This is a genomic window from Yoonia maritima (genome assembly GCF_043641945.1).
Lineage (GTDB): Bacteria > Pseudomonadota > Alphaproteobacteria > Rhodobacterales > Rhodobacteraceae > Yoonia > Yoonia maritima_B.
Genome location: NZ_JBHZRX010000003.1, coordinates 140,151 through 166,445 on the forward strand (window position 1 = coordinate 140,151; position 26,295 = coordinate 166,445).

Annotated in this window: 27 protein-coding genes; 11 read left to right on the forward strand and 16 right to left on the reverse strand. The window is 53.9% G+C overall.

Annotation, left to right across the window (positions count from 1 at the left end; genetic code table 11):
- Positions 1 to 12 precede the first annotated feature (12 nt).
- On the forward strand, positions 13 to 1,059 hold the full coding sequence (gene dctP, locus ACHUEV_RS07225; protein WP_394178437.1) for a TRAP transporter substrate-binding protein DctP: 1,047 nt from the start codon (positions 13 to 15) through the stop codon (positions 1,057 to 1,059).
- Positions 1,060 to 1,131: 72 nt separating this feature from the next.
- Here dctP and ACHUEV_RS07230 read toward each other — a convergent pair whose 3' ends face one another.
- Genes ACHUEV_RS07230 through ACHUEV_RS07240 form a run of 3 tightly spaced genes read right to left on the reverse strand, consistent with a single transcriptional unit; the run spans position 1,132 to position 3,655 of the window.
- The gene (locus ACHUEV_RS07230; RefSeq protein WP_394178439.1) at positions 1,132 to 1,233 is read right to left on the reverse strand and encodes a DUF2474 family protein; all 102 of its coding nucleotides are present in this window, start codon (positions 1,231 to 1,233) and stop codon (positions 1,132 to 1,134) included.
- Positions 1,233 to 2,234 carry a cytochrome d ubiquinol oxidase subunit II gene (gene cydB / locus ACHUEV_RS07235; RefSeq protein WP_394178441.1) on the reverse strand — a complete coding sequence of 334 codons (1,002 nt, stop codon included), beginning with the start codon at positions 2,232 to 2,234 and terminating at the stop codon, positions 1,233 to 1,235. The genes ACHUEV_RS07230 and cydB overlap by 1 nt, the downstream gene beginning before the upstream one ends.
- 2 nt (positions 2,235 to 2,236) lie before the next feature.
- Positions 2,237 to 3,655 carry a cytochrome ubiquinol oxidase subunit I gene (locus tag ACHUEV_RS07240; RefSeq protein WP_394178443.1) on the reverse strand — a complete coding sequence of 473 codons (1,419 nt, stop codon included), beginning with the start codon at positions 3,653 to 3,655 and terminating at the stop codon, positions 2,237 to 2,239.
- A gap of 190 nt (positions 3,656 to 3,845) precedes the next feature.
- Between ACHUEV_RS07240 and ACHUEV_RS07245 the strand changes: the two genes are divergently transcribed.
- The 10 genes from ACHUEV_RS07245 to ACHUEV_RS07290 all read left to right on the forward strand — a co-directional run bounded on the left by ACHUEV_RS07245 (position 3,846) and on the right by ACHUEV_RS07290 (position 14,542).
- Positions 3,846 to 4,514, forward strand: a complete 669-nt coding sequence (locus tag ACHUEV_RS07245) for a Crp/Fnr family transcriptional regulator (RefSeq protein WP_394178445.1) — start codon at positions 3,846 to 3,848, stop codon at positions 4,512 to 4,514.
- A gap of 90 nt (positions 4,515 to 4,604) precedes the next feature.
- Positions 4,605 to 4,817, forward strand: a complete 213-nt coding sequence (locus ACHUEV_RS07250) for a YgaP family membrane protein (protein WP_394178447.1) — start codon at positions 4,605 to 4,607, stop codon at positions 4,815 to 4,817.
- A gap of 26 nt (positions 4,818 to 4,843) precedes the next feature.
- Positions 4,844 to 5,725: an MBL fold metallo-hydrolase gene (locus ACHUEV_RS07255; RefSeq protein WP_394178449.1), complete on the forward strand. Its 882-nt coding sequence runs from the start codon at positions 4,844 to 4,846 to the stop codon at positions 5,723 to 5,725.
- A gap of 15 nt (positions 5,726 to 5,740) precedes the next feature.
- Positions 5,741 to 7,414, forward strand: a complete 1,674-nt coding sequence (locus ACHUEV_RS07260) for a bifunctional protein tyrosine phosphatase family protein/NAD(P)/FAD-dependent oxidoreductase (RefSeq protein ID WP_394178451.1) — start codon at positions 5,741 to 5,743, stop codon at positions 7,412 to 7,414.
- 52 nt (positions 7,415 to 7,466) lie between these two features.
- Positions 7,467 to 9,188: a SulP family inorganic anion transporter gene (locus ACHUEV_RS07265; RefSeq protein WP_394178453.1), complete on the forward strand. Its 1,722-nt coding sequence runs from the start codon at positions 7,467 to 7,469 to the stop codon at positions 9,186 to 9,188.
- 622 nt (positions 9,189 to 9,810) lie between these two features.
- Positions 9,811 to 11,625 carry a membrane protein insertase YidC gene (gene yidC, locus ACHUEV_RS07270; RefSeq protein WP_394178455.1) on the forward strand — a complete coding sequence of 605 codons (1,815 nt, stop codon included), beginning with the start codon at positions 9,811 to 9,813 and terminating at the stop codon, positions 11,623 to 11,625.
- Between the two features lie 215 nt (positions 11,626 to 11,840).
- The gene (gene yihA, locus ACHUEV_RS07275; RefSeq protein WP_394178457.1) at positions 11,841 to 12,488 is read left to right on the forward strand and encodes a ribosome biogenesis GTP-binding protein YihA/YsxC; all 648 of its coding nucleotides are present in this window, start codon (positions 11,841 to 11,843) and stop codon (positions 12,486 to 12,488) included.
- Positions 12,489 to 12,505: 17 nt separating this feature from the next.
- Positions 12,506 to 13,360: an acetylglutamate kinase gene (gene argB, locus ACHUEV_RS07280; RefSeq protein WP_394178459.1), complete on the forward strand. Its 855-nt coding sequence runs from the start codon at positions 12,506 to 12,508 to the stop codon at positions 13,358 to 13,360.
- A gap of 7 nt (positions 13,361 to 13,367) precedes the next feature.
- On the forward strand, positions 13,368 to 14,018 hold the full coding sequence (locus ACHUEV_RS07285; RefSeq protein WP_394178461.1) for a ferredoxin: 651 nt from the start codon (positions 13,368 to 13,370) through the stop codon (positions 14,016 to 14,018).
- Positions 14,015 to 14,542 (forward strand): SixA phosphatase family protein, encoded by a 528-nt coding sequence (locus tag ACHUEV_RS07290; RefSeq protein WP_394178463.1) that lies wholly within the window; start codon positions 14,015 to 14,017, stop codon positions 14,540 to 14,542. Before ACHUEV_RS07285 ends, ACHUEV_RS07290 begins: the two co-directional genes overlap by 4 nt.
- Here ACHUEV_RS07290 and ACHUEV_RS07295 read toward each other — a convergent pair.
- The 13 genes from ACHUEV_RS07295 to rpsK form a co-directional block, all read right to left on the reverse strand.
- Positions 14,539 to 15,180, reverse strand: a complete 642-nt coding sequence (locus ACHUEV_RS07295) for a DUF3885 domain-containing protein (protein ID WP_394178465.1) — start codon at positions 15,178 to 15,180, stop codon at positions 14,539 to 14,541. The genes ACHUEV_RS07290 and ACHUEV_RS07295 overlap by 4 nt on opposite strands.
- An 89-nt stretch (positions 15,181 to 15,269) precedes the next feature.
- Positions 15,270 to 16,061: an amino acid ABC transporter ATP-binding protein gene (locus tag ACHUEV_RS07300; RefSeq protein ID WP_394178467.1), complete on the reverse strand. Its 792-nt coding sequence runs from the start codon at positions 16,059 to 16,061 to the stop codon at positions 15,270 to 15,272.
- A gap of 12 nt (positions 16,062 to 16,073) precedes the next feature.
- Positions 16,074 to 17,387: an amino acid ABC transporter permease gene (locus tag ACHUEV_RS07305; protein ID WP_394178469.1), complete on the reverse strand. Its 1,314-nt coding sequence runs from the start codon at positions 17,385 to 17,387 to the stop codon at positions 16,074 to 16,076.
- A gap of 1 nt (position 17,388) precedes the next feature.
- Positions 17,389 to 18,666 carry an amino acid ABC transporter permease gene (locus ACHUEV_RS07310; RefSeq protein WP_394178471.1) on the reverse strand — a complete coding sequence of 426 codons (1,278 nt, stop codon included), beginning with the start codon at positions 18,664 to 18,666 and terminating at the stop codon, positions 17,389 to 17,391.
- 149 nt (positions 18,667 to 18,815) lie between these two features.
- Positions 18,816 to 19,835, reverse strand: a complete 1,020-nt coding sequence (locus ACHUEV_RS07315; RefSeq protein WP_394178473.1) for an amino acid ABC transporter substrate-binding protein — start codon at positions 19,833 to 19,835, stop codon at positions 18,816 to 18,818.
- 218 nt (positions 19,836 to 20,053) lie between these two features.
- The gene (locus ACHUEV_RS07320) at positions 20,054 to 20,764 is read right to left on the reverse strand and encodes an ATP12 family chaperone protein (protein ID WP_394178475.1); all 711 of its coding nucleotides are present in this window, start codon (positions 20,762 to 20,764) and stop codon (positions 20,054 to 20,056) included.
- Between the two features lies 1 nt (position 20,765).
- Positions 20,766 to 21,431: an HAD-IA family hydrolase gene (locus ACHUEV_RS07325; RefSeq protein WP_394179251.1), complete on the reverse strand. Its 666-nt coding sequence runs from the start codon at positions 21,429 to 21,431 to the stop codon at positions 20,766 to 20,768.
- Positions 21,424 to 22,479 (reverse strand): RluA family pseudouridine synthase, encoded by a 1,056-nt coding sequence (locus tag ACHUEV_RS07330; protein WP_394178477.1) that lies wholly within the window; start codon positions 22,477 to 22,479, stop codon positions 21,424 to 21,426. The genes ACHUEV_RS07325 and ACHUEV_RS07330 overlap by 8 nt, the downstream gene beginning before the upstream one ends.
- Positions 22,476 to 22,826 carry a fluoride efflux transporter CrcB gene (gene crcB / locus ACHUEV_RS07335; protein ID WP_394178479.1) on the reverse strand — a complete coding sequence of 117 codons (351 nt, stop codon included), beginning with the start codon at positions 22,824 to 22,826 and terminating at the stop codon, positions 22,476 to 22,478. Before crcB ends, ACHUEV_RS07330 begins: the two co-directional genes overlap by 4 nt.
- Positions 22,823 to 24,133: a replication-associated recombination protein A gene (locus ACHUEV_RS07340; RefSeq protein ID WP_394178481.1), complete on the reverse strand. Its 1,311-nt coding sequence runs from the start codon at positions 24,131 to 24,133 to the stop codon at positions 22,823 to 22,825. The genes crcB and ACHUEV_RS07340 overlap by 4 nt, the downstream gene beginning before the upstream one ends.
- Positions 24,134 to 24,217: 84 nt before the next feature.
- The gene (rplQ, locus tag ACHUEV_RS07345) at positions 24,218 to 24,637 is read right to left on the reverse strand and encodes a 50S ribosomal protein L17 (RefSeq protein ID WP_394178483.1); all 420 of its coding nucleotides are present in this window, start codon (positions 24,635 to 24,637) and stop codon (positions 24,218 to 24,220) included.
- Between the two features lie 135 nt (positions 24,638 to 24,772).
- On the reverse strand, positions 24,773 to 25,789 hold the full coding sequence (locus ACHUEV_RS07350) for a DNA-directed RNA polymerase subunit alpha (RefSeq protein ID WP_394178485.1): 1,017 nt from the start codon (positions 25,787 to 25,789) through the stop codon (positions 24,773 to 24,775).
- 110 nt (positions 25,790 to 25,899) lie between these two features.
- Positions 25,900 to 26,289: a 30S ribosomal protein S11 gene (gene rpsK / locus ACHUEV_RS07355; protein WP_008236527.1), complete on the reverse strand. Its 390-nt coding sequence runs from the start codon at positions 26,287 to 26,289 to the stop codon at positions 25,900 to 25,902.
- Positions 26,290 to 26,295 lie beyond the last annotated feature (6 nt).

Consider the following 26,295-nt stretch of genomic DNA (forward strand, 5'->3'; position numbering starts at 1 on the left):
ATGGAGACGTAAATGAATAAGACGCCATTCCAGATTACTCGTCGCAAGCTGTTGAGCACAACAACGGCCGCGGTGACGACCACGCTGGCTACGCCATCAATCCTGCGCGCGCAGGCTGTGAACACGCTAGACATGTCTGTCTGGCTGCCGCTGCAAAGTGATGTAACCCAAAACCTATTCTACCCTTGGGCCGAAGGCATCGAAGAGGTGACTGAAGGCCGGGTCAAGATTAACATCTTGCCGACCCCAAAGGGCCCGCCACCAGCACACCTTGAATTGCTGCGCACAGGCCAAATTGACGTTGGCTTCAGCATCCACGGCTATAGCCAAAACGAATTCGCCCGCGCAAAAATCGGTCAGTTCTCATTCTTGGGCGACGCTTACAGCTCGTCGCAGGCTTTCTCTAAGGTCTACGGCCAATTGCTGCGCGGCGAAGAAGAGCACACGGGCATCACTCTCTTGGGTCTGTTCCAACACGGCCCCGGCATGTTGATGCTGAAAGACAAAGTGATTGAAAAGCCCGAAGACTTCCAAGGTCTGCGTGTCCGTACATCCGGCGGTTATATCTCTGGTTTGATGTCTGACTTGGGCGCGACCAACGTTCCAATGTCACCGACTGACGCTCGTCAGGCGCTGATCGATGGCACGATTGACGGCGTTTGTTTCCCATTCGAAGGCGCAACTGCTTTCAACATCATCGACCAGATCACATACGTGTCGGAAATCCAAAGCGGTTACTACAACTCCACTTGGTTCCACGGCATGTCCAATGCAGCAGCTGCACGTCTACCTGCCGAAGACCTAGAGATCGTGAAAAGCTACTCGCACGAAATGATCCCTGTGCTTGCCGCCAAGGCGTTCGACTATGCCGACTACATCGGCAAGGAACAGATCCTTGCGTCGGGCATTCCGATCGAACCCGCTGGGCAAGACGTCATCAACGCCGTGAAAAACGCTGCTGCTGGCTATGAAACAGCGTGGAGCGATGAAATGGCGACTGCAGGTTTCGAAGGTGAGCGCGCATTAGCATTCACACGGCGCCTGACATCAGGCGGCTAACGTCGCGTTTCAGGACACGCGCCCAATACTAAAAGCAGCCCACTGGGCTGCTTTTTTGCTTTGGCTTTGTCGTTACATGATGGCCCACCGGATCAGATATGCGACGACGCCCAGCGCCGCCACGCTGGCAAGCCAGATCCCAACAAACCACGCGATCTTTGCGAGCGTTTGCACTAGTGATACCCTTCTTCAGGGTCGATTTTGCCGCGGAACACCCAGTATGCGTATGCGGTATAACCTAAGATCAGCGGCACCAAGACCACGGTCCCTACCAGCGCGAACTTCAGGCTGGCGTCAGGAGCGGCCGCTTCTGCAATAGTGAGGCTGGGCGGCACAATGTTGGGATAAAAGCTAATTCCGATCCCCGCAAAACAAAGCACAAACAAGCTTAGTGCAGATAAGAATGGCTGCGCGTCCTTGCCCGCATTCAACCCGTTGAATAGCGACACTGCAGCAATCAGCACGGCACCCGGCATTAGCACGCTTAGGATACTGCCGGGCAGGTTAAACCAGCGCTGGAAATAGACTGGGTCTTGGAATGGGGTCAGGATACTGACCACAGCAATGAACCCCAGCGTTCCGGCTGCCAGCCACCAGGCGTAGCGCTGCATCTGACGCTGCAATGGGCCTTCGGTTTTAAGGATCAACCAAGTTGCCCCCAACAATGCATAACCGACGACGACGGCAACCCCGGTCAGCACGGAAAACACTGTCAGCCAGTCCCACCATCCGCCAGCATAGGCACGGTCGGCGACCTCAATCCCCTGAACCAATGCGCCCAGCGCGATGCCTTGCATAAACGCCGCCACGATTGACCCGCCAAAGAATGCCACGTCCCAGACGGGCTTCCACCGTTTGGTTCGCCAACGGTATTCAAACGCCACACCACGAAAGATAAGCGCCAGCAACATCAGGATAATTGGCATATAAAGCGCGGGCATGATGACGGCATAGGCCAGCGGGAATACCGCAAACAGCCCGCCACCGCCCATGACCAACCACGTTTCGTTCCCGTCCCAAATTGGGGCAATGGAATTCATCATTGTTGCCTTTTCTTTTTCGCCCTTTGCGGTTGGGAACAATATCCCCACCCCAAGGTCGAACCCGTCCAAGATCACATAGGTCAGTACCGCAAATGCGATGATGCCTGCCCAAATAAACGATAGTTCAAACATGATCAGTCTCCCTTAACGCGGTGGGCTTCGTCGGGGTGGGTTTCTTGGATCGGTGTGATACCTGCCGCACGCACCGGTGCATCACGTAGCCCAAGGCGTATCGTGCCCGCAGGTTTATTCATCATCCGCAGTAGGTAAAATGTCCCCGCCCCGAAGATAAAGAAATAGACGATGATAAACGCAATCAATGATGCAGCCACAGCTGGGGCCGCTACGGGCGCAAGGCTATCCGAAGTACGCAGTAACCCGTAAACAGTGAATGGCTGCCGCCCGACTTCTGTAGTGATCCACCCAGCCAGAACGGCGACAAACCCCATCGGCCCCATCAAGATTGCCGCGCGGTGCAGCCAGCGGTCAGAATACAGCTTACCGCGCACGCGCCGCCAAAGGCTCCATGCTCCTAGACCCAGCATCGCAAAACCAAGCCCAACCATCACCCGGAAGCTCCAGAACACGATCACAACGGGCGGTTCATCTTCGTCAGGAATAGTGTCTAATCCAGCCAAAGGCGCGTCCCAATGGTGCTTTAAGATCAGGCTCGATAGCTTTGGAATTTCAATCGCGTAATCGATCCGCTTTTCCGCCGGGTTCGGGATACCAAACAAGATCAACGGTGCGCCATCGGGGTGGCTGTCATAATGACCCTCCATCGCCATGACCTTGGCTGGTTGGTGCTCTAGCGTGTTCAGCCCGTGTGCGTCGCCTGCAAAAATCTGCAGTGGGGCGACGACAACAAGCATCCACATCGCCATGGAAAACATCCGTCGCGCTGGGGCATCTTCGCGGTCGCGTAGCAGATGCAAGGCACCTACTCCGCCTACGACAAGCGCGGTGGTAAGATATGCCGCCAGCACCATATGGACCAACCGGTACGGGAACGATGGGTTGAATACGATCTGCCACCAATCTTCGGGTACGAATTGCCCCAATTCATTCATGCTATAACCAGCAGGTGTCTGCATCCACGAATTCACTGACAGAATCCAAGTCGCTGACATCAGCGTACCAAAGGCAACCATTGCCGTTGCAAACATGTGCAGCCCAGCGCCGACGCGTTCACGACCAAATAGCATGATACCCAGAAAACCAGCCTCTAAGAAAAACGCGGATAGCACCTCGTATGCCATCAAAGGCCCCAATACTGGTCCGGTCTTGTCCGAAAACACCGACCAGTTAGTGCCAAATTGGTAGGACATCACAATGCCCGACACGACGCCCATACCAAAGGCGACGGCGAAGATCTTTTTCCAATAGTTGAACAGGGTCAGATACGTTTCGTTGTGGGTCCTTAGCCACAGCCCGTTCAGCACCGCCAGATAGCTGGCCAACCCGATTGAGAACGCCGGAAAGATGATGTGGAACGACACCGTGAATGCGAACTGCATCCGGGCAAGGGTTTCGGCGGTCAGGGTATCGAACATATTTATCTCCGCTATTCACGTCATCGCGCGATGGCTGAAAATTCCGGTCGATCAGTGCGCTGTACACATTTCGACCTTAGAATATATAAGAAGACATAGCGCCTTAGCCGACATGGGCAAAGCGCAACCGGGCGAAATGAATGAGGCATCGCGCCGCACTGCGGCGATAGGTAACGGGACGAGCATTAGAATGACGATTGAAAATTGGACACAACGTTTTCCCGGCTTGGCACAACTGTCGCCTGAAACGCAGAAATTGCTACTGTCCAAAAGCAAATTGATTTCGGTTCCAGCGGGAACCACGATTTTCGGCCCGGGCAATTCGCCTGAAAACATGCTGTTCCTGCTGGATGGTACGGTGCGCGTACAGCAAGTTTCCGAAACGGGGCACGAAATTGTGCTGTATCGCATCCACGCTGGCCAAAGCTGTGTGCTCACGACGGCTTGCTTGCTTGCCTTTGATGATTACTCTGCCGAAGGTATATGTGAAACCGATGTACAAGCAGCCGCAATCCCACGCACACTGTTTGATGACCTCGTTTCGCAATCAAAGCAGTTTCGCGACTTTGTCTTCGCCGCGTTTTCCAAACGGATCACCGATCTATTCTTAGTTATCGACGAAGTTGCGTTCCAAAAAATGGATGTGCGACTGGCGGATAAGCTGATCGCGCTGTCCGAAGGTAAGGACACGATCAAAACAACCCATCAAAAGCTATCCGTCGAATTAGGAACCGCACGCGAAGTGATTTCCCGGCAGCTGCAGGAATTCCAACGTCGGGGATGGATCGAACAAAGCCGCGGTTGCGTACATTTGATCCAGCGCAATGCGCTAGAGGAGTTAGCAGGTCATAATCGCTAACAAGGGGCCTCATTAGCTTGGTGACAAAGTCACCGAATCTCAAAGGCACCCGATGTAGAAGGACTATAAACCTAACACGGAGCCAAGATAATGACCGTAAATGTTGGAACAATCGACCGCCTCATTCGCCTTGTAATTGGCGCTGCACTGCTTGTGGCCCCATTTACGACTGGCCTTCCACTGTTTGAAAGCACCGCTGCGACTGTCGTCGCGGTGATCGTGGGTATCGTTTTGCTGGCGACCTCAGCAATGCGGTTTTGCCCACTCTACCGCATTTTCGGCCTGCGCACCTGTCAGGCTTAACTTCCTTCGACCTTAGGAGAACACACATGACCTATCCCGTTGATATGAGCGTCACACCTGACGTTTCCGCCCATTTTGATGAGGCAACAAATACGATCAGCTATATCGTTAAAGACCCTTCAAGCGATCACTGCGCTATCATCGATAGCGTAATGGACATTGATTACGCTGCCGGCCGGATCACATACGATCATGCCGACGCACTGATCAAAGAGGTCCAAGACCGCGGTCTAACGCTTGATTGGATCATCGAGACCCACGTGCACGCCGACCACCTGTCAGCCGCGCCATACATTCAGGAAAAGCTGGGTGGTAAGATCGGCGTCGGATCAAAGATCATGGTCGTGCAAGACACATTCGGCAAAGTCTTTAACGAAGGCACTGAATTCCAGCGTGACGGATCGCAGTTTGATGCGCTGTTCGAAGACGGCGACACTTACAAGATCGGCAACATGGAAGTCTTTACGATCTATACGCCCGGCCACACGCCTGCATGCATGGTTCATGTCGTCGGTGACGCAGCCTTTGTCGGTGACACATTGTTTATGCCAGACGGCGGATCGGCCCGTGCCGACTTCCCCGGTGGTGACGCAGGTACGCTTTTTGACAGCATCCAAAAGGTGCTGACACTGCCTGACGACATGCGTTTGTTCATGTGCCACGACTATGGCCCCAATGGCCGCGACATTCAGTGGGAAACCACTGTTGGCGAAGAAAAGGCGCACAACATCCACGTCGGCGCAGGCAAAAGCCGCGAAGACTTTATCAAGTTCCGCACCGAACGTGATGCGACACTAGACATGCCGAAACTGATCATTCCGTCGCTTCAGGTAAACATGCGCGCAGGTGCTGTCCCAAAAGACAAAGACGGCAACCCAGTGCTGAAAGTGCCTGTAAACGGTCTTTGATCTAGGAGAAGAACATTGGAACTGAACACCCTTGCCGCAGGCGTGTCTGCGAGTCCCCAAATCATGCCTGATGACATGCAGGTTATTAAGGACGCCGGCTTTAAAGCCATCATCTGCAACCGTCCTGACGGTGAGGGTGCGGATCAGCCAACGTTCCAAGAGATCGCCAATGCCGCCAAAGAGTTCGGCCTAGAGGCGGTATATCAACCCATCGTCGCTGGCAAAGTCAGCGACGATGATGCTGTCGCATTTGGCAATGCACTGGACACCCTTCCCGGTCCAGTGCTTGCCTATTGCCGCACTGGCACACGGTCGGCCACGCTGTGGTCGCTATCGCAAGCCAGCACACTTAGCGTCGCCGACATTCTGGCTGCAACCAAAGCAGCTGGCTATGACATGGGCGGCGTTGTTCGCCGCATTGCGAATGGCGGCAAAACCCCGACCGATACGGGTGACGCAAGCTATGAGGTGGTGATTGTCGGTGCAGGCGCTGGTGGGATCGCAGTCGCTGCCAGCCTAAAGGCACGCAAACCCGAACTAGAGATCGCAATTATCGACCCGGCTGATGTCCACTACTACCAGCCCGGCTGGACGATGGTCGGCGGCGGCATCTTTGAACCCCAAGAAACGGCGCGTACGATGGGGTCCTTGATCCCGCGCGGCGTTCACTGGATCAAAGCAGCAGTCGCCGCGTTCGAACCTGCGAATAATGCTGTCATTCTTGATGGATGCCGGGTCGTGAAATATGACCGGTTGATCGTGACACCCGGCCTCAAACTTGACTGGAACAAGATCGAAGGTTTGGTCGAAACCTTGGGTCAGAATGGCGTGACTTCAAACTATCGCTACGACCTTGCCCCATATACGTGGGAATTAGTGTCTGACATGAAGTCTGGCCGCGCAATCTTTACGCAGCCACCGATGCCGATCAAATGCGCAGGTGCGCCACAGAAGGCGATGTATCTATCCGGTGACGTATGGTCCCGCCGGGGCGTTCTAAAAGACATCGACATCCACTTTAACAATGCTGGCGGCGTGCTGTTCGGCATCAAAGACTATGTTCCGGCACTGATGGAATACGTCGAAAAATACGACGCAACGCTGAACTTCTTTCACAACCTCGTTGCTGTCGATGGTCCCGCAAAAAAAGCGTGGTTCAATGTCGCCAAACCCGACACCCCAGCCGAACGCGTCGAGATGGATTTTGACATGATGCATGTCGTCCCCCCACAGACAGCGCCGGATTTTATCCGGGTGTCGCCACTGGCTGACGCTGCGGGTTGGGTCGATGTCGATCAGGCAACCCTGCGCCATAAGACCTATGACAACATCTGGTCACTCGGTGACGTGATGAACGCGCCGAACGCCAAAACAGCCGCTGCTGCCCGTATGCAGGCCCCTGTTGTGGCTGAAAATATGATTGCCGACATGCGCGGCGGTGCACCTGTTGCCCAATACAACGGTTACGGGTCGTGTCCATTGACCGTCGAACGCGGGAAAATCGTTCTAGCTGAATTCGGATACGGCGGCACCCTGCTACCTAGCTTTCCAAAATTCCTGATCGACGGGACAAAGCCCACACGCGCAGCATGGTTCCTGAAAGAGAAGCTGCTGCCACCGATCTACTGGAAAGGCATGCTAAAGGGTCGTGAATGGCTCGCTAAGCCCGAAAAGATCACGACGAAATAACAATAACGCCACCTTCCTCCCAAAGGCGGCCCCTATTGAACTGAGCCATACGATGAACGCTGCAATCACCCGATATCTCCCCATCCTTTCTTGGGGCAAAGACTATAATCGCACGACGCTGTCGAATGACCTCGTGGCAGCGGTGATTGTCACAATCATGCTTATCCCACAGTCCTTGGCTTACGCGTTACTTGCGGGTCTGCCGCCCGAGGCCGGGCTTTATGCATCAATCGCCCCAATCATTCTTTACACAATTTTCGGCACCAGCCGTGCCTTGGCCGTTGGCCCCGTCGCTGTTGTGTCGCTGATGACCGCCGCTGCGCTGAGCAACATCGTTGAACAGGGTACCATGGGCTATGCGGTCGCCGCCCTGTCGCTTGCTGCGCTATCTGGGGTGATCTTGCTTGCGATGGGCCTCTTTCGGTTGGGGTTCATTGCGAATTTCCTGTCTCACCCTGTCATTGCGGGGTTCATAACTGCGTCTGGACTTATCATTGCCGCTAGTCAGTTAAAGCACATTCTCGGCATTGATGCCGAAGGGCACAATCTATTGGACCTGCTGGTATCACTTTTCCAACATTTGCCGGAAACGAACATCATCACAGCCGTGATCGGGATCAGTGCGACTGCATTCCTGTTTTGGGTCCGCAAAGGGCTTAAGCCGCTACTTGAAAAGACCGGCCTAAGCGCTGGGTTAACCGGCGTAGCCGTCAAAGCGGGACCGGTTGCGGTTGTCGTGGTAACGACACTTGCGGTGTGGCTATTCGGTTTGGCAAATCAAGGTGTCAAAATTGTAGGTGATGTCCCGCAAAGCCTACCCCCGTTAACGATGCCATCCCTGTCACCAACACTGCTGGGACAATTGCTCTTGCCAGCCTTCCTTATCTCTATAATCGGCTTTGTAGAGTCTATTTCTGTCGCCCAGACGCTTGCTGCAAAGAAGCGGCAGCGGATCGATCCAGACCAAGAATTGATCGGTCTTGGCGCGGCGAACGTTGGTGCGGCATTCACGGGTGGTTTTCCTGTCACTGGTGGGTTCTCACGATCTGTCGTGAACTTTGACGCGGGCGCTGAAACACCAGCCGCCGGCGCGTTTACGGCCATCGGCCTGGCAATCGCTGCCTTGGCTCTTACTCCGCTGATCTTCTTCCTTCCCAAGGCCACACTTGCTGCGACAATCATCGTTGCCGTGCTGAGCCTTGTGGACTTTAGCATCCTGAGCCGTGCGTGGAGCTATTCCAAAGCCGACTTTGCCGCCGTTTTGACAACCATTCTTCTTACACTTGCTTTGGGTGTCGAAGTCGGCGTTTCTGCGGGCGTAGGACTCTCGGTTTTGCTGCACCTTTATAAGACTTCGCGGCCACACATTGCCGAGGTCGGCCTGATTGCTGGCACTGAACACTTCCGCAACATTCTTCGCCATGACGTGCAGACCCACCCTGAAATCGTCACCCTGCGCGTCGACGAGAGCCTGTACTTTGCAAATGCGCGTTATCTTGAGGACCAAGTGCAAAACCGCGTCGCTGGCGACGAACATGTACGCCACGTCATTTTGCAGTGTTCGGCGGTGAATGAGATCGACCTGAGCGCGCTCGAATCGTTGGAAATGATCAACGAACGGCTACACGAAATGGGCGTTTCACTTCATTTGTCTGAGGTAAAGGGCCCCGTGATGGACAAATTGCGCGAACAGCATTTCCTGCAAGAGCTGAGCGGAAAGGTTTATTTGTCACAGTATGAAGCGGTCGAAAGCATAAAGGCCCTTAAAGAATAAACCATACAAACCATACTGCTAGGACGGCACCGTTGTATCAGCGGTGCCGTAAAAGATTAGCCGACAAAGAACCCGCTTTTTTCAATCGACCGACTGATAGCGCTAGCATCCGCCAAATAGTTGCATTTGTGAACAATCATGCTGCATAATGTTTCTTAGGTATTAGCCAAAACACATTTTTCTCGCCGTTTGATCAGTAAAATTCGATCCATACTTCATATTGCCGCCTCAATTTTACCGCGTTAGATGAATAGCAAATGGGCGTTATAAGTCAGAAAGTAAGCAGTTATGAAACAAGCCAATAAGTTGACAGCGCCACACGAAGCGGCTGCCTCCTCGTTCTACGGCCAAAGCGAAGCCGAGTTTTCAAAGCAAGTAGAGCAGCTTGCAATTAGCGATCCCCGACTGATTGCTGTGTTTCACCAGACGCGCAAACAGTACCTAAAGTCCCGTCCAAATTGATAGCTTCACGCGCTTAGGCCGCGCATAGCCCGGCTCTATGACCGTCGATATCGGTCACAAGTGCAGCAATACACCCTTATTTCCTGAAAACCGCTTGACCTTTGTGACCCTGAGGGGTTGAACGGCCATCAGATTTTTATGGGAAAATGGGTGGTTTCGAATGGACGACCAGAACAAAAACCTCATCTTGGCGACCGTGCTAAGTTTTGCGGTGATCATGGCTTGGACTGTATTGTTCCCGCCAGAGGAACAGCCGGTCGATATCACAGCCGACGCTACGATCAGTGCAAACGAAGCTGCCTTGCCTGGCACACAGGTAACGGCACCTTCGGCGACGGCCCCAGCGGAAGCGGCGCCAACAGATGCCCCTGCCCCACGCCTTCAGATCAAAACCGCCGAGCTAGAGGGCACGCTGTCGCTACGCGGCGGTCGTATCGACGACCTGTCACTTACCCAATACCACGAAACGAATGAGCCTGAGTCAGCGATCGTTCAGCTGCTGCGCCCCGAAGGCGAAGCAGGCGCATATTACACCGCATTCGGCTGGGCCGCGTCAGAGGGTATGGAGCCATCCAATGTCCCGACCCCTGATACGGTTTGGACGCTAGAAAGCGGCGACACCCTGACACCACAGACGCCGGTAACGCTGTCATGGGACAACGGTGCAGGTCAGATTTTCCGCACCGTGGTATCTGTCGACGAAGAATTCATGTTTAGCTTTGAGCAGAGCATCGAAAACAACGCTGACACAGCAGTCGCAGCACGCCCCTATGGCCTTATCCGTCGCCAAGGGATCCCTGCCGATTTGAAAAAATTCTTCATCCTGCACGAAGGTCTGGTTCGTATGACTGACGGCGCGCTTGAAGAAACCGACTATAAAGACATTCAAGACTATGAAGTACACCCAACCGAAGGCGCACCTGCAGAGCGTCTAGAAGCAACGCAATCCGGTTGGATCGGCTACACAGACCACTACTGGATGACGACGCTGATCCCGGCGCAAGATGCGCCGTTCCGTTCCACTTCAAAGTACTATGAAAGCCGCGACCTGTTCCAAGCTGAGGCGGTTATGCCCGTCGCATCAATCGCGCCCGGCGAGACATTCACCAACACAACGCGTTTCTTTGCTGGTGCGAAAGAATGGGAAGCCATCAAGCACTATGAAGACGAAGAAGGTGTTGACGGCTTCTTGGACAGCATTGACTGGGGCATGTTCTTTTTCCTGACCAAGCCGATCTTCTGGCTGCTGCACATGCTGCATGGTCTGATTGGCAACATGGGTTGGGCGATCATCGCGCTCACTGTTATCCTCAAAGCAATCGTTCTGCCTTTGGCCTATAAATCCTACGTCTCAATGGCGCGGATGAAAGAATTGCAGCCAGAGATGGAGAAACTGAAAGAGCAAGCAGGCGACGACCGCCAAGCCATGCAACAAGGCATGATGAAGCTCTACAAAGAAAATAAGGTCAGCCCAGCATCTGGCTGTCTGCCAATGCTGTTGCAGATTCCAATCTTCTTCTCGCTGTATAAGGTGATCTTTGTCACCATCGAACTACGCCACACAGCTTGGATCGGTTGGATCAAAGACCTTAGCGCGCCTGACCCATCTTCGATCTTCAACCTGTTTGGCCTACTGCCATTCGCGGCGCCAGATCTTGGGCCACTACAACTGTTGTCACTGGGCATCCTGCCAATCTTCCTTGGTGTTTCCATGTGGCTGCAACAGCGCCTGAACCCAGCACCAACTGATCCAACCCAGCAAATGATCTTTGCATGGATGCCATGGGTATTCATGTTCATGCTGGGCAACTTTGCCAGTGGTCTGGTCCTGTACTGGATCGCGAACAACGTGATCACCTTTACACAGCAGTATCTGATCATGCGCAGCCACGGTGCAAAGCCGGATGTATTTGGAAATATCAAATCCAGCCTGCGCCGTAAAAAGAATGCGGCTGACGCCGACGAAGGCAAATAAAATCGATGCCCCGCTAACCCGGACATTAAGAAAACAATTAACCGCGAGGAGCTTCGTTGCGCCTCGCGGTTTGCTACAAAAACACGACCCGCCGTGCGTTCCACCCTGCATTTTTGAACTCTGCTAAACGGTTCGGGCCACCAATTTTTGACACCTATGCCACCGTCACGAACAACGGTAAGGTGCACGAAACGACAAGGTCGAGGTACTTAAATATGGAATTGCGCTTTCCCGAGGTCGAAACGCCGGAACCAAGCGAATTGGAAGCGGGCCGCCTGCTGTTTGCGGGTGAAACCGAATTCGTCAAAGGCGTCGTCGCAATGGACGGACTGCCGCCTGCCGACCGTCTGGAAATCTGCTTCGCAGGTCGATCCAACGTTGGCAAATCGTCCCTGATCAACGCGCTGACAGGCCGCAAGGGCCTCGCCCGCGCATCCAACACGCCCGGCCGCACGCAAGAAATTAACTACTTTACCGCTGGCGATATCTACGTCGTCGATTTGCCCGGCTACGGCTTTGCCAATGCCCCGGTCGCCGTTGTCGAAAAATGGCAGCGGTTGCTTAAAAACTATCTGTCTGGGCGTCAGACGCTACGCCGCGTGTTTGTTCTGATCGACGCGCGCCACGGTGCCAAAGCGGTAGACGAAGAAATCATGTCATTGCTCGACCGATCTGCCGTGACCTTTCAGGTCGTTATGACCAAGGTCGACAAGCTGAAGGGAGGCGCGCTTGAGGCATCACTTGAAAAAACACGTGCTGCGCTGGCAAAGCACCCTGCAGCATTCCCTGAATTAATTCTGACCTCATCCGAAAAAGGCGAAGGCATCCCAACGCTTCGCGCCATCATTGCAGGCTTATCATGAAATCAAGGACCGAAGACATGAACCGTGATTGGATCGCAACCGCCCGTACTTTGTCCGAGGCGCTGCCATACCTACAGCGCTATTCCGGCGCGATTGTGGTCGTTAAGTTTGGCGGCAACGCAATGGGCGACGCCGATGCAATGGCAGAGTTCGCCCGCGATATCGTTTTGATGCGTCAGGTTGGCATGAACCCTGTCGTCGTCCATGGTGGCGGCCCGATGATTAACCAGATGCTTGATAAGCTTGGCATCAAATCCGAATTCGTCCGCGGCAAACGCGTGACGGATCAGGCAACTGTCGAAGTCGTCGAAATGGTCCTAACGGGCCTTGTGAACAAACGCATTGTGCAGGCCATCATGGACGAAGGCGGCCGCGCTGTTGGCCTTTCAGGCAAAGACGACGATCTGCTGGTTGCCGAAGCCGACGATCCAGAATTGGGCTTTGTTGGCCGCCCTGTTGAAATGAACGTTCAAGTTCTGCGTGATCTGTTCAACGCGGGCATTATCCCCGTCGTCGCACCTGTCGCCACCGGGATGAGCGCGAATGAGACCTTTAACGTCAACGGCGACACCGCTGCAGGGGCCATCGCAGGCGCTCTGAAGGCCGACCGCCTGTTGTTGCTAACGGATGTCCCCGGCGTCAAAGACGGCAGCGGAGAGGTCGTCACACAGCTTTCACCGGCCCAAGTCCGCGATATGATCGCGGACGGTACCATCGCTGGCGGGATGATCCCCAAAACCGAGACCGCGCTCGACGCACTCGACAAAGGCGTGCGTGCGGTCGTGATACTTGATGGGCGGCTGCCAAACGCGAGCCTCTTGGAACTGTTCACCGAACATGGTGCGGGTTCGATTATCCGCGAACCACGCTAACGGGCCATTGATTGATCCCCGCCATCACGCGATGCTTCAAGCGCTATCAAAGGCGCGGCTTTGCGTGCTTGGCGGGTTCACGATCAACCCAGACGACGGATTACCCCAATCTAACGGGACGCTCTTGCTGATTGGGCCGGATGAGCCTGCGTTTTGGCCAGACTTTATCAGATCAAGTGAATACAACGACGGGCACCCCGATCCTATGGATCGTTGGTCCAAACGCGTACTTAGCCGCATTGCCATCGATAACAACGCCGCGGCGCTATTCCCTTCTGACGGCCCGCCGTTTCATCCGTTTTACAGCTGGGCGCTGCGTTCAGGGCAAGCGTGGAAGTCTCCGATCGGGTTATTAGTTCACGAACAAGCGGGGTTGTTCGTATCCTATCGCGGCGCGTTGCTGGTGCCTTGGCAGGTACAAATGCCCATCGCGACCCCACCTTGCACGGCTTGCGCAACAAAACCCTGTCAGACCACTTGCCCTGTTGGCGCGTTTGCTAATGACAGCTATGATGTCCCGACCTGCAAAAGCTATTTAACCACCCCCGAAGGGCGAACTTGCATGACACAGGGCTGCGCTGCTCGACGCGCCTGCCCTGTCGGCCAAGATCGCCGTGTTACCGACCAATCCGCATTTCACATGGACGCTTTCCTATGACACTTCGTTTAATATTAATCCGCCATGCAAAATCTAGCTGGGACGACCCGTTCTCTGATGATCACGCAAGGGTGCTGAATGCACGCGGCATCGCATCTGCCAAGGCAATTGGCGGCTGGATGCGGGACAACGGCTATGAACCCGAAGAAATCCTCTGCTCGGACGCAAGCCGCACCCACGAAACAGCCAACCTGATCATGGCAGAGCTATCAACCGCGCCAAAGCTACGATTGATGAAGTCGCTATACCACGCCGCCCCAGACACGCTGATGGACACAATCCACCGCGAAAGCGTCAAAACCGTCGCTCTTATCGGGCACAACCCCGGCATCGGCATGTTCGCCAACGGGATGGTCGGCAATGCACCCGATCACGCACGTTTCAGCGGCTACCCAACCTGCGCCACAACCGTGATCGACTTTGACGCAGAAAGCTGGTCAGCGGTGCAAAGGCATACGGGGGAGTGTGTAGATTTCATCGTGCCGCGCGATTTGATTGGGACGACGGGTGGCACAGACCGCTAGTCATCAGATGCAAACATAGCACTCATGCGAGCAAGGTCATACTCTAGCAACCATTTGTTAAATTTTATGAAAAGCTCAGATAACTGCGATTTGTTAAGAGAAACGACATCCAGCCCGCGATCATCATATGCATGCAGGATTAGACCATTTCTCGCATCTACAAGATACGCCTTCGTCGAATGAAAAGCTGGCTCGATCATCATTTCGGAAGCGATGGATAACCACATGATATCGGAAATAGATCTTTTGTCGTTTACCTTAACAATATCCCAATGACGAAACTGATCACATCCAAAGTCAGCCATATGCTCTTCATCTTGCTGCGCAGTCTTACTCACGTACTGCACTTCGGAACGCTCAACTCCACAGAGTTCGATATGGTTTAGACGTTTCTTACTAGGCTGCTCTAAGCCATAGCTAGCAATCAGAAGATAAATCTCTGATGAGTCTTCAAAATGCGCATGCGCAATCGTACATGCCCGCTCATATGCTTGACAGAACCGGCGCATCGGACGGTGTATGTTACTCTCTGTGCCTCCCAAATCGAAACGCAGCGCATTGTCGAACGCGTAGAATAAGCCATGAGGCAGTTCCTGAACTCCGAACTGATCTTGAATGTCCGCTAGTATTGTCGTCATGAAATGTGCACGTGGAATTTAGAGGAATTAAAAACTCTGCAGTATTCCTATAAAACAAAAAGCCCCGGGTCATGCCCGGGGCTTTGTTTTTAGTGGCCGATGATCTGGCTGAGGAACAACTGGGTCCGCTCAGATTGCGGGTTGTTGAAGAACTCGGTCGGTTCGTTCTGTTCCACGATCTGACCTTGGTCCATAAAGATAACCCTGTTCGCAACCGCTTGAGCAAAGCCCATTTCGTGGGTCACGCAAAGCATCGTCATGCCTTCTTCGGCCAGTTCGATCATTGTATCCAGCACCTCTTTGATCATCTCAGGATCAAGAGCAGAGGTCGGTTCATCGAACAACATGATGCGTGGCTTCATGCAAAGTGAACGGGCAATCGCCACACGCTGCTGCTGACCACCGGACAACATGCCGGGGTACTTATGCGCCTGATCAGGGATTTTCACCTTTTCAAGGAAATGCATCGCGATTTCTTCGGCTTCTTTCTTAGGTGTCTTACGAACCCAGATCGGAGCCAACGTGCAGTTCTCAAGGATCGTCAAGTGCGGGAATAGGTTGAAGTGCTGAAAGCACATGCCAACCTCTGACCGGATCTTATCGATGTTTTTCAGATCCGAAGACAGCTCTGTCCCATCCACGATGATGTCACCAGCTTGGTGTTCTTCAAGCCGGTTGATGCAGCGGATCAGTGTCGACTTACCTGAACCCGACGGGCCACAGATAACGATCCGCTCACCACGTTGTACGGTCAGGTTAATGTCGCGCAGCACGTGGAACGAACCGTACCACTTGTTCATGTTGCGGATTTCAATCGCCACCTCGTCAGAGACTTGCATATGGCTGCGATCGATTTCGCGTTCTTGTATAATATCAACCATTGTCAGGTCTCCTTAGCGGTGTTCACGCTGGAGTTTTTTCTCCAGGTAAAGTGAGTAGCGGCCCATGCTGAAGCAAAAGATGAAGAACATGACGCCAATAAAGAGGAAAAGTTCCCAGTAGATGCCGTTCCATTCCGTAGAAGCACGGATCGCACCAGCCAGACCGATAGGGTCAAACAGGCCAATGAACACAACAAGCGTTGTATCTTTGAACAGACCAATAAAGGTGTTCACGATACCCGGGATCGAGATTTTGAGAGCCTGCGGCAGGATGATCAACTGCATAGACTGCCAGTAGTTCAGACCAAGGCTATCGCCACCTTCGTACTGACCTTTTGGCAGCGCAGCCAAACCACCACGCACCACTTCGGCGATATAAGCCGCCGAGAATAGTGTCACCATGATGATCACACGCAGCATCAGGTCAAAGTTCGTGCCCGGAGGCAGGAAGTAGTTTAAAAGCAACGACGCAGTGAACAGCCAAACAATCAACGGCACACCGCGGATGACCTCAATAAAGACCACCGCAGACCATTTGATGATTGGCAGGTCAGACTGACGCGCAAGCGCCAAAAGGATGCCCAATGGCAACGACAATAGAATTGCCGCAATCCCGATGATCACAGAAAGGGTGAAACCACCAAAGTCCTTGGATGGAATGAACTCCAACCCGATGGGCAGAACAGAAGTAATCCCCGAGGAAATTGGTCCAGCAGCATACAGCCAAAAGAAAATTGGCAGAATGATCGCACCGATTGTTCCAAGTAGCGAGTTCACTGGGCTAACGTATTTGATAATGGCAAAGCCAAGACCAAAACCGAGACCAACAACAAGCGGACCCCAGATCGAACCGCCCCATAGCAGCATGTACATGATGAATGGTGTCACCAGTGTCCCGATCAGAAGTTTGCGCGGAAGCGTGTCAAACAGAACCGGTGCAATACCGACAAAGAACACGAGCAGTGCAAGAACTGGACGCCAGTAAGCATCGTTCGGATAGAATCCGAACATCAACTGCTGCCAGCGTTCAGTGATAACTGCGAAACATGCGGCAGAAGCATCCTCTCCCAATGTCGCATTCCGAATTTCCCGACATTCAGTCAAAGAATCCGCAACCCAAATACCGTTGACCAGCCATGGACCAAGGTGTGAAACCACCCAGTAGATCACAAACAACGACAGGATCGTCAGGATCGCGTTCATTGGGCTAGAGAACAAGTTCTCTCGTACCCACCTGATCGCGCCGACTTCTGTCACCGGCGGTGTCTGCTGCGGAAGCATCGTGTCACGTACGTAAGGCACGGTTTGTGCGTGTGTATCCGACATCTTAGCGCTCCCTTAGCTGAGTTGAGCGGTTGTAGTAGTTCATGCCAGCAGAAATCGCCAAAGACAGCGCAAGGTAGAAACCACCTAGCAAAAGCATGCCTTCCAGCTCTCGACCAGTTTGGTTGATGGTAATGCCGCCCAATGTGGCACGAACATCCATGTAGCCAACCGCGATCGCTAGCGATGAGTTTTTGGTCAGGTTTAGGAACTGTGAAATCAGCGGCGGGATGATGACGCGCATCGCCTGCGGCAAGATTACAAGGTTCATTGTCCGACGCGGCTGAAGACCAAGCGCAAAGGCGGCCTCAGACTGACCTTTAGACACAGCCAGAATACCTGCACGCACGATCTCGGCGATGAACGCACCAGTGTACAGCGATAGTGCAATCCACAATGCGATCAAAGAGTTCCGCAAATGGATGCCTTCGGTGAAGTTAAACCCTTTGAGGTATGGAGAAACGACAGTCATCCCCAAGAAGGCACAAACAAGACCAACAGGTACAACAAGCAACGCCAGTTGCTGCCACCATGTTGTTGGACGGTCACCTGTCGCCTGCTGGATGCGATCTGCACGTTTACGTAGCTGGGTAATCGCCGCAAAGCTAAGCGCCAGCGCACCAAAGACCAGCAGCCAATCTAGGCCACCTGATGCAACTGGGGTCGCATCTTCGATAGGTGCAACTGCTTCGTTCCCGCTAACTGAACGGGTAAACGCAAGACGCGGAATCCAAATACCACGGTTTGTGACGGCAACGTTGTCGCCCATCAACATGCTTTGGGTCGCATCGTCACCGCGGAATTCACGGGGTTGCGGCATGCTTTCTGTCATGATTGCAAAGATCAGAATGATCCAAAGCAGCAGCGGAACGTTACGAAAACCTTCGACGTAAACGGCCATCAGGCGGCTTACGACCCAGTTTTTCGACAGGCGTAGCACACCAACAATCACACCAATGACGGTGGCGGTGATGCAGCCCAAGAATGCGACAAGCAGCGTATTCAGAATACCAACCATCGCCGCACGACCGTGGGTCATCTGGTTATTATATTCGATCAGACGTTGGTTAATGTCATAGCCAGCGGACTGACCCAAGAAACCAAAGTCAAAATCCTTGCCCAACGCAGCAAGGTTGTTCACAGTGTTCATCACAAGCCAACCGATCCCTGCAAGGATCAGAAAAAGCGCGATTACCTGAATTGTGATAGATCGATAGCGTGTATCGTAAATAAGCTGGCTTAGCCGAAAACCCGGCTTAGGCGGGTCGGTCAACGTCGACATATATTTATCTCCCGGTGCGTCCTGATTTAGACCGCGTGCGCGTCAGTTAGTCTGACTGTCATCACGCGTAGACACACATTTATTTTTTAGCGTGGTCGCCATTGGGTAAAGGGCCCGGTTAAAACCGAGCCCTTCGCCGTTTTCAGTTCTTAACGGAAAGGTGGAGAGTAGATCAAGCCACCGTCTGTCCACTGTGCGTTCAGACCGCGTGCCAGACCGATGGTTGTGTTCTCACCGATGTTGTTTTCGAACAGCTCGCCGTAGTTACCGCCAGCCATGATTGCGTTTTTCGCCCAGTCAGCTTCCAGACCCAGCATCGCGCCCAGTTCACCTTCGGTGCCCAGCAGACGGTTAACTTCTGGGTTGTCGCCAGCAGCAGCAGACAGTTCTTCTACGTTTGCAGAAGTCACACCCAGCTCTTCAGCTGTTACTAGTGCGTTCAGTGTCCAGCGTGCAATGTCGCCCCATTCGTTGTCGCCGTGGCGAACAAGTGGGCCGAGTGGCTCTTTGGAGATGATTTCTGGCAGCAGAACGTGGTCAGCTGGTGCTTCGAATGTTGCGCGTGTCGCAGCAAGGCCAGACGCGTCTGTTGTGTAGACGTCACAAGCGCCAGCAAGGTACTGCTGCTGTGCTTCTGCGTTTGTTTCGATTGGAACAGGCTCGTAGCTGATGTTGTTCGTGCGGAAGAAGTCAGCAAGGTTCAGCTCTGTTGTTGTACCAGTTTGGATACAAACAGTTGCGCCATCCAGATCTTTCGCAGAAGTCACGCCAAGTGCTTTTGGCACCATGAAGCCCTGACCATCGTAGTAGTTTACGCCAACAAATTCGAACTTAAGGTCGACGTCACGGCTCATTGTCCATGTTGTGTTACGTGCAAGCAGATCGATTTCGCCGGAAGCAAGCGCTGTGAAACGTGTCTGGCCAGTTGTTGGGACGAATTCTACTGCAGTTGGATCACCAAAGATCGCAGCAGCAACGGCGCGACATACGCCTACGTCGAAACCTTCCCAAACGCCTTCAGCGTTAGGTGCAGCAAAACCAACAAGACCAGTTGTAACGCCGCAGTTCAGCGAGCCACGTGCTTTGACGTCGTCAAGTGTCGCCGCAGAAGCCATACCGGCAGCCAAGCCAGCAACAGTCAGCGCGCCGAAGAATACGGTTTTTTTCATTTTTACCTCTTCCTGAGTTTCCGCCCCAAACATGCGAGGCGGTATTTTTATCCCGTCCTAGTAGGACAGTGTGGTGAATGAGAAAGGACTCCTTTCTCAATGCGGCTAGAGTGTGCGGAATCACACAATGAGGTCAAGGGTTACAAATGGAAAACCCTATGCAAACGCCGTCAAAACAGGCAGTTTTCCTGTCAATCCGGATGAAACAGGACATTTACCTAGCGATAGGAAAGCTCATAGAATCGTGCAGCGTCCAAAAATGCGGCGCGCTTGGTCAATTCGAGTGCAGTCGCCTCATCGTCTTCGCCCCACTGTTCGATTTGCCAATGCTCATCAACGCGTGAAGCGGTCCACGCCTGATCAACTGAAATCGCTCCTCGCGTGACCGCAAGTGCAAGGATCAATGACCCTGAGATGCTGATTAGATCGTGTGCGGCGGCCAGTGCAAAGTCGTCATATGCGTCGACTTCCGCCCGCAATTTCGTCAAAGCATCTGGATTTTGGACAACATGCATTACGCCTTCGCCCACGGCCAGACGCGCATCTAGCGTATCAGCCGCCCAATCAAGAATTGGGTCCCAATGGTCCGCTTGACGCGCAATCAGCGTGTCTGGGCCAGCAGCCCGGTAGCAAAGCAAATCGCTGTCGCCGTATTCAGCTAACATTGCTGCAACTTCAGCGCGTTGCGTGCTGACCTTGTCGATAGCGGCATTCGCGCCACGCGTGACGGGCATCGTGACAGGATCAACTGTTTCGATCTGCGCGTCCCATTCGGCGGCGATTGCTTCGGCCATCGATAGGGTCGGCACGGTCAACGCTGCTTTCGCTGGGGTTTTCACGCCCCGTTCATCCAGCAGCACGGTAAAACCGCCGTCACATTCTGTCGCGGTCGCTGTCTTCCAGAAACGTTTTGGTTTCCAATCGCTCATCTTAGTGTCCTGCTAGTTCGTCAACGGCGCCGGGCAACGCGCCAAATTCGTGGATAAGGATATCAGGCATCAGCAAATCAGCCGCGTGATAGCCCCAGCCAACGCCAATTTTTGCCACACCAGCGGCGCGCGCCATATCCATGTCATAAGTTGTGTCGCCCACCATCACGGCCCGGTTCTGGGCAACACCTAATTCATTCATCGCCGTTAAGATCATCGAAGGGTTCGGCTTCGACGGATGATGATCAGCGACTTGCTCACTGTGAAAGAAACCTTCCAGCGCATGCCGTTCTAACAGTTTGTCCAAGCCACGCCGCGACTTTCCCGTCGCCACGGCCAACAGCGTGTTGTCTTGGGCGGCAAGCGTATCAAGCACCGCGCGGGCACCGGGATACAAAGGACCGTGGTCCGCATTCTGCGCACGCTGGGTACTGAACGCATCCTTATAGCCTTCGACCAACCGGGCTTGTACCGCCTGATCGGCATCAGGGCATAATCTGGCAAACGCCACATCGAGCGAAAGCCCAACAATAGAAAGCACATCGGAACGATGCGGCATCGCGCGACCTTCGGCCGCGAACGCATGCGTCATGGCGGCCAAAATCTCGGCCTGACTGTCGACAAGCGTGCCGTCGACGTCGAAAATTACAAGGCGTAGATCACTCATCCGGCATATTGAACGGATCAACAGGGGCATGCCCCACGACCCAACCCACGAAATCCCATGTGTTTTGCATATGCTCTGGCAGTGGCGCGGTGATATGCAGCGTCGCACCCGTTTCAGGGTGCTCGATCGTCAGTGAACGCGCATGCAGGTGCATCTTGCGGCCAATTTCGCTGCCCATGCCAGCACCCCAGCCATCACCAAGGTTTTCCTGACCAGAGCCACCGTATTTTCCATCGCCAATGATCGGATGCCCGATCTCGGCCATATGCGCACGAAGCTGGTGAGTACGGCCTGTGATTGGCACCAAAGCACACCACGAAGCACGTGACGCCAGCGTATCCATCACAGCGTAATCCGATGTCGCGCGTTTCGCGCCTTCGGTGCTGTCGACGTCACGCGGATGCACGCAGCGCATCTTTTCGTTTTCGCCACCACGGCCATGACCGCCAGATTTGACCAAGCCGTATTTGATCGTGCCTGCACGCGGATGCGGAACACCGGCAACAGCTGCCCAGTAAATCTTACGGGTTTCGCGGTGCTTCAAGTTCTCGGTCAGCTTTTTCGCCATCATGCGTGTACGCGCCAGCAACAGGACACCAGAGGTATCTTTGTCCAAGCGGTGCACAAGACGCGGCTTTTCGTCATAGCCAAAGGTCAACGCCTCGGCCAAGCCATCGACATGGCGTGTCGTGTTCGTGCCGCCTTGCGTTGCCAAACCGTGTGGTTTGTTGATCGCAATGATGTGGTCATCTTTGTAGATCACGCATGATTGGATCAGCTTTGCATCGGCCTTGGTTACGCCTTGCTTGGCCAATGATCTCAGCGCGTTCGCTTCTTCCTCGGTTGGTAGCGGCGGGATGCGGACCTTTTGACCAACCTCTAGACGGGTGTTGGTTTTGACCCGGCCGCCATCCACACGCAATTCGCCCTTGCGACACATCTTTTCGATGCGCCCTTGTGTCAAATGAGGAAACAGGCGACGCAGATAGCGGTCAACCCGCTGGTCGCCGTCGTCCGGGCCGATTGTCCGTGTCTGTACGCCGCTCATAGGGCACCTTTCGCAATCCAAAGGCCAACAGCACAAGCTGCCAGCGATAATAGAACAGTGCCCATAACATATCCACCAGCCGCCGCCAGCCTTCCGGCCTCTAGCAGACGCATGGTATCAAGCGAAAATGCAGAAAAAGTCGTAAAACCACCCAAGATGCCAGTGATCACAAGCGGCTGCCATGCATCCAACCCCTTTTGTTGGGTCGCGACATAGACGACACCAATCAAAAGCGATCCAACGACATTCACCGTGAATGTGCCCATCGGAAAGGCGACATTCAGACCGACGACATAACGCATAACTGCCCCCAATGCCCCGCCGCACGCGACCATTACCATTGTCATTGCTTGTTCCTTTTCGCGCGCAATCCCGCAAAGTAATCGACGCGTTTTTTCAGCTCTCGTTCGAACCCGCGATCAACAGGCAGATAGTAGACCCCGCGCTTCATGTCGTCGGGGAAATAGTTTTGACCCGAAAAGCCATCTTCGGCGTCATGGTCATAGGCATAGCCCGCACCAAAGCCCTGCTCTTGCATCATCTTCGTTGGGGCATTGATGATATGATTGGGTGGCGGGGTTGATCCAGTTTTCTTGGCTGCGACCACCGCCGCCTTATACCCTGCATAAGCCGCGTTCGATTTCGGGGCCAAGGCTAGATAAACCAGTGCCTGCGCGAGCGCGAGCTCGCCTTCGGGGCTACCAAGCCGTTCGAACGTTTCCCAAGACTGCAGACACACGGCTTGCGCCTGTGGATCAGCGAGGCCGATATCCTCAACCGCCATACGCGTTATCCGCCGCGCCAGATAACGAGGATCTTCGCCGCCAGCCAACATGCGTGCGAACCAATATAGCGCAGCATCCGGGTCAGATCCGCGCACCGACTTATGCAGCGCGCTGATTAGATTGTAATGCTCTTCACCCGACTTGTCGTATTTCGCAGCCCGCTTCATCAGGCGTTTGGTTAGGTCATCTGTCGAAAGCTTCCCGTCGACCTTCCACGCTGCAACTTGCTCAATCAAATTCAACAAGGCGCGGCCATCGCCATCTGCCATCTCTAGCAGTGCCTCGCGTGCAGGGCCGTCCAGCGGCAAAGGTCGCCCAAGGTCCTTCTCGGCGCGTTGAGCAAGCCGTTCTAGATCGGCAAGGTCGAGCCGGGTCAGTATCAACACCTGCGAACGGCTTAGCACCGCGGCGTTCAATTCAAACGACGGATTTTCGGTCGTAGCACCAACTAACAAAATGGTGCCGTCTTCCATGTAGGGCAGAAACCCATCTTGCTGCGCTTTGTTAAAGCGGTGAATCTCATCCACGAACAGCAGCGTACCTTTGCCGTTTTGACGGCGCAGCTTAGCCGCCTCGAACACTTTGCGCAGGTCTGGAACACCCGTGAAAATCGCACTGATCTGAACGAAATGCAAATCAGTCTCGTCCGCGAGCAAACGAGCGATTGTCGTTTTCCCAACCCCCGGCGGGCCCCAAAAAATGAGTGACGACAACGAACCAGAGGCAAGCATCGTGCCCAACGGGGCATCTGGGCCAAGAACCTGTTCCTGCCCAATGACATCACCCAACCGCACAGGGCGCAACCGATCAGCCAGCGGGCGCGGGCCTGCAGGTGTTTCTGTCGGGGTGGTTTCAAACAGGTCAGCCATAGGGGGAACATATGCCTTATCTCAAAAAGCGAAAGCCCCGCGATACCGCGAGGCTTTGCAAAACTTCAACGAAGTGACGAGAACTTAATCCTCGAGAGCTTCGAACTCAGCCAGACGTGCTTTGTCTACAGCGCCTTTTGCATCAACGTCACGGTCAACGAATTCGATGATCGCCATTGGCGCCATGTCACCGTAACGGAAACCAGCTTTCATGATGCGGATGTAACCACCCTGGCGGTCCTTGTAGCGTGGGCCCAAAATTTCAAACAGCTTTGCTGTGTGAGCTTCTTGCTTCAAGCGTGCGTTTGCCTGACGACGTGCGTGCAGATCGCCGCGCTTGCCAAGTGTGATCAGCTTTTCAACAATGCGGCGAAGTTCTTTCGCTTTTGGCAGTGTTGTTTTGATTTGCTCATGTTCGATGAGCGAGCCAGCCATGTTCGCGAACAGCGCTTTGCGGTGCTCGTGTGTACGATTCAGGCGGCGGTAACCTCGTGCGTGACGCATTTGATAGTCTCCATTTTGTTTTATGATGGGCCTGCGCTGCGATGACGCCTGCTCCGTTAGTGGGACAGAATTGTCCGAGTATTCCCAGCCCGTGCTGGCATTTGTGCGGATGGGCCCGAAGGCCCACCCAAATTCTTAGAACTGATCTTCGAACTTTTTCGCCAGATCTTCGATGTTGTCCGGCGGCCAATCCTCTACGTCCATGCCAAGGTGCAGACCCATGCCTGACAGTACTTCTTTGATTTCGTTCAAAGACTTACGGCCAAAGTTAGGTGTGCGCAGCATTTCTGCTTCCGTTTTTTGGATCAGATCACCAATGTAAACGATGTTGTCGTTCTTCAGGCAGTTTGCCGAACGGACAGACAGTTCCAGCTCGTCCACTTTCTTCAGTAGAAGCGGGTTGAACTCAAGACCGTCATCGTCTGCACCAGTAGAAGCAGATTCAGGCTCGTCGAAGTTGACGAAGATCGACAGCTGATCCTGCAGAATACGTGCTGCGTAAGCAACCGCATCGTCAGGTGTGATCGAACCGTCTGTTTCGACTTTCATTGTCAGCTTGTCATAGTCCAGAACCTGACCTTCGCGGGTCGGCTGCACGTCGTAGCTAACTTTTTTCACAGGCGAGTAGATCGCGTCGATGGCAATCATGCCGATCGGTGCGTCTTCTGGCTTGTTTTTGTCTGCAGATACATAGCCCTTACCCGTGTTTACGGTCAGTTCCATGTACAGATCAGCGCCATCATCAAGGTGACAGATAACGTGGTCTTTGTTCAGAACTTCAATCCCAGCAGTTTCTGAGATGTCAGCAGCTGTCACAACGCCAGGACCTTTGGCCTGAACGGACAAACGCTTAGGGCCTTCGACTTCCATACGGATCGCGACGCCTTTGAGGTTCAGAACGATGTCAGTGACGTCTTCACGTACACCGGACACGGAAGAGAACTCGTGCAGGACGTTGTCGATCTGCACAGCAGTAATCGCAGCACCTTGCAGCGATGACATCAGGATGCGACGCAGCGCGTTGCCCAATGTCAGACCAAAGCCACGCTCGAGCGGTTCAGCAATCACAGTTGCCTGACGCATCGGGTCGTTGCCCGGCTTAACTTCCAATTGAGTTGGTTTGATCAACTCAGCCCAGTTCTTGTGGATCATGTGTCCCTCCATTCCTGTCTGCCTTCATGTCCAAAAGGCAAACGCCCGAGGTTTCAAAATGACGTATTGGGGCCGTGCATATAGCACGACCCCAAAGCGTTTGGGTGAAATTAGACGCGGCGGCGCTTTGGTGGGCGGCAACCGTTGTGCGCCATTGGTGTCACGTCACGGATCGATGTGATGTTGAAACCAACAGCAGCCAGTGCGCGCAGTGCGCTTTCACGGCCAGAACCAGGACCCTGCACTTCAACCTCTAGCGTTTTCACGCCGTGATCTTGTGCTTTCTTGCCTGCATCCTCAGCAGCCATCTGAGCAGCATAAGGTGTCGATTTACGCGACCCTTTGAAGCCCATTGTGCCAGCAGACGACCAAGAGATCGCGTTGCCCTGCACGTCGGAGATGAGGATTTTTGTGTTGTTGAACGAAGAGTTCACGTGAGCAACGCCTGCGGCGATGTTCTTGGAGACCTTCTTTTTGGTGCGTTTGGTATCGCGTGCCATCTGTCA

Bases quoted from the DNA above. Each gene is read 5' to 3' on its own strand.
- dctP (WP_394178437.1), top strand. From the start codon at position 13: ATGAATAAGACGCCATTCCAGATTACTCGTCGCAAGCTGTTGAGCACA.
- cydB (WP_394178441.1), bottom strand. From the start codon at position 2,234: ATGTTTGAACTATCGTTTATTTGGGCAGGCATCATCGCATTTGCGGTA.
- ACHUEV_RS07240 (WP_394178443.1), bottom strand. From the start codon at position 3,655: ATGTTCGATACCCTGACCGCCGAAACCCTTGCCCGGATGCAGTTCGCA.
- ACHUEV_RS07245 (WP_394178445.1), top strand. From the start codon at position 3,846: ATGACGATTGAAAATTGGACACAACGTTTTCCCGGCTTGGCACAACTG.
- ACHUEV_RS07250 (WP_394178447.1), top strand. From the start codon at position 4,605: ATGACCGTAAATGTTGGAACAATCGACCGCCTCATTCGCCTTGTAATT.
- ACHUEV_RS07255 (WP_394178449.1), top strand. From the start codon at position 4,844: ATGACCTATCCCGTTGATATGAGCGTCACACCTGACGTTTCCGCCCAT.
- ACHUEV_RS07265 (WP_394178453.1), top strand. From the start codon at position 7,467: ATGAACGCTGCAATCACCCGATATCTCCCCATCCTTTCTTGGGGCAAA.
- yidC (WP_394178455.1), top strand. From the start codon at position 9,811: ATGGACGACCAGAACAAAAACCTCATCTTGGCGACCGTGCTAAGTTTT.
- yihA (WP_394178457.1), top strand. From the start codon at position 11,841: ATGGAATTGCGCTTTCCCGAGGTCGAAACGCCGGAACCAAGCGAATTG.
- argB (WP_394178459.1), top strand. From the start codon at position 12,506: ATGAACCGTGATTGGATCGCAACCGCCCGTACTTTGTCCGAGGCGCTG.
- ACHUEV_RS07290 (WP_394178463.1), top strand. From the start codon at position 14,015: ATGACACTTCGTTTAATATTAATCCGCCATGCAAAATCTAGCTGGGAC.
- ACHUEV_RS07295 (WP_394178465.1), bottom strand. From the start codon at position 15,180: ATGACGACAATACTAGCGGACATTCAAGATCAGTTCGGAGTTCAGGAA.
- ACHUEV_RS07300 (WP_394178467.1), bottom strand. From the start codon at position 16,061: ATGGTTGATATTATACAAGAACGCGAAATCGATCGCAGCCATATGCAA.
- ACHUEV_RS07305 (WP_394178469.1), bottom strand. From the start codon at position 17,387: ATGTCGGATACACACGCACAAACCGTGCCTTACGTACGTGACACGATG.
- ACHUEV_RS07310 (WP_394178471.1), bottom strand. From the start codon at position 18,666: ATGTCGACGTTGACCGACCCGCCTAAGCCGGGTTTTCGGCTAAGCCAG.
- ACHUEV_RS07315 (WP_394178473.1), bottom strand. From the start codon at position 19,835: ATGAAAAAAACCGTATTCTTCGGCGCGCTGACTGTTGCTGGCTTGGCT.
- ACHUEV_RS07320 (WP_394178475.1), bottom strand. From the start codon at position 20,764: ATGAGCGATTGGAAACCAAAACGTTTCTGGAAGACAGCGACCGCGACA.
- ACHUEV_RS07325 (WP_394179251.1), bottom strand. From the start codon at position 21,431: ATGAGTGATCTACGCCTTGTAATTTTCGACGTCGACGGCACGCTTGTC.
- ACHUEV_RS07330 (WP_394178477.1), bottom strand. From the start codon at position 22,479: ATGAGCGGCGTACAGACACGGACAATCGGCCCGGACGACGGCGACCAG.
- crcB (WP_394178479.1), bottom strand. From the start codon at position 22,826: ATGACAATGGTAATGGTCGCGTGCGGCGGGGCATTGGGGGCAGTTATG.
- ACHUEV_RS07340 (WP_394178481.1), bottom strand. From the start codon at position 24,133: ATGGCTGACCTGTTTGAAACCACCCCGACAGAAACACCTGCAGGCCCG.
- rplQ (WP_394178483.1), bottom strand. From the start codon at position 24,637: ATGCGTCACGCACGAGGTTACCGCCGCCTGAATCGTACACACGAGCAC.
- ACHUEV_RS07350 (WP_394178485.1), bottom strand. From the start codon at position 25,789: ATGATCCACAAGAACTGGGCTGAGTTGATCAAACCAACTCAATTGGAA.
- rpsK (WP_008236527.1), bottom strand. From the start codon at position 26,289: ATGGCACGCGATACCAAACGCACCAAAAAGAAGGTCTCCAAGAACATC.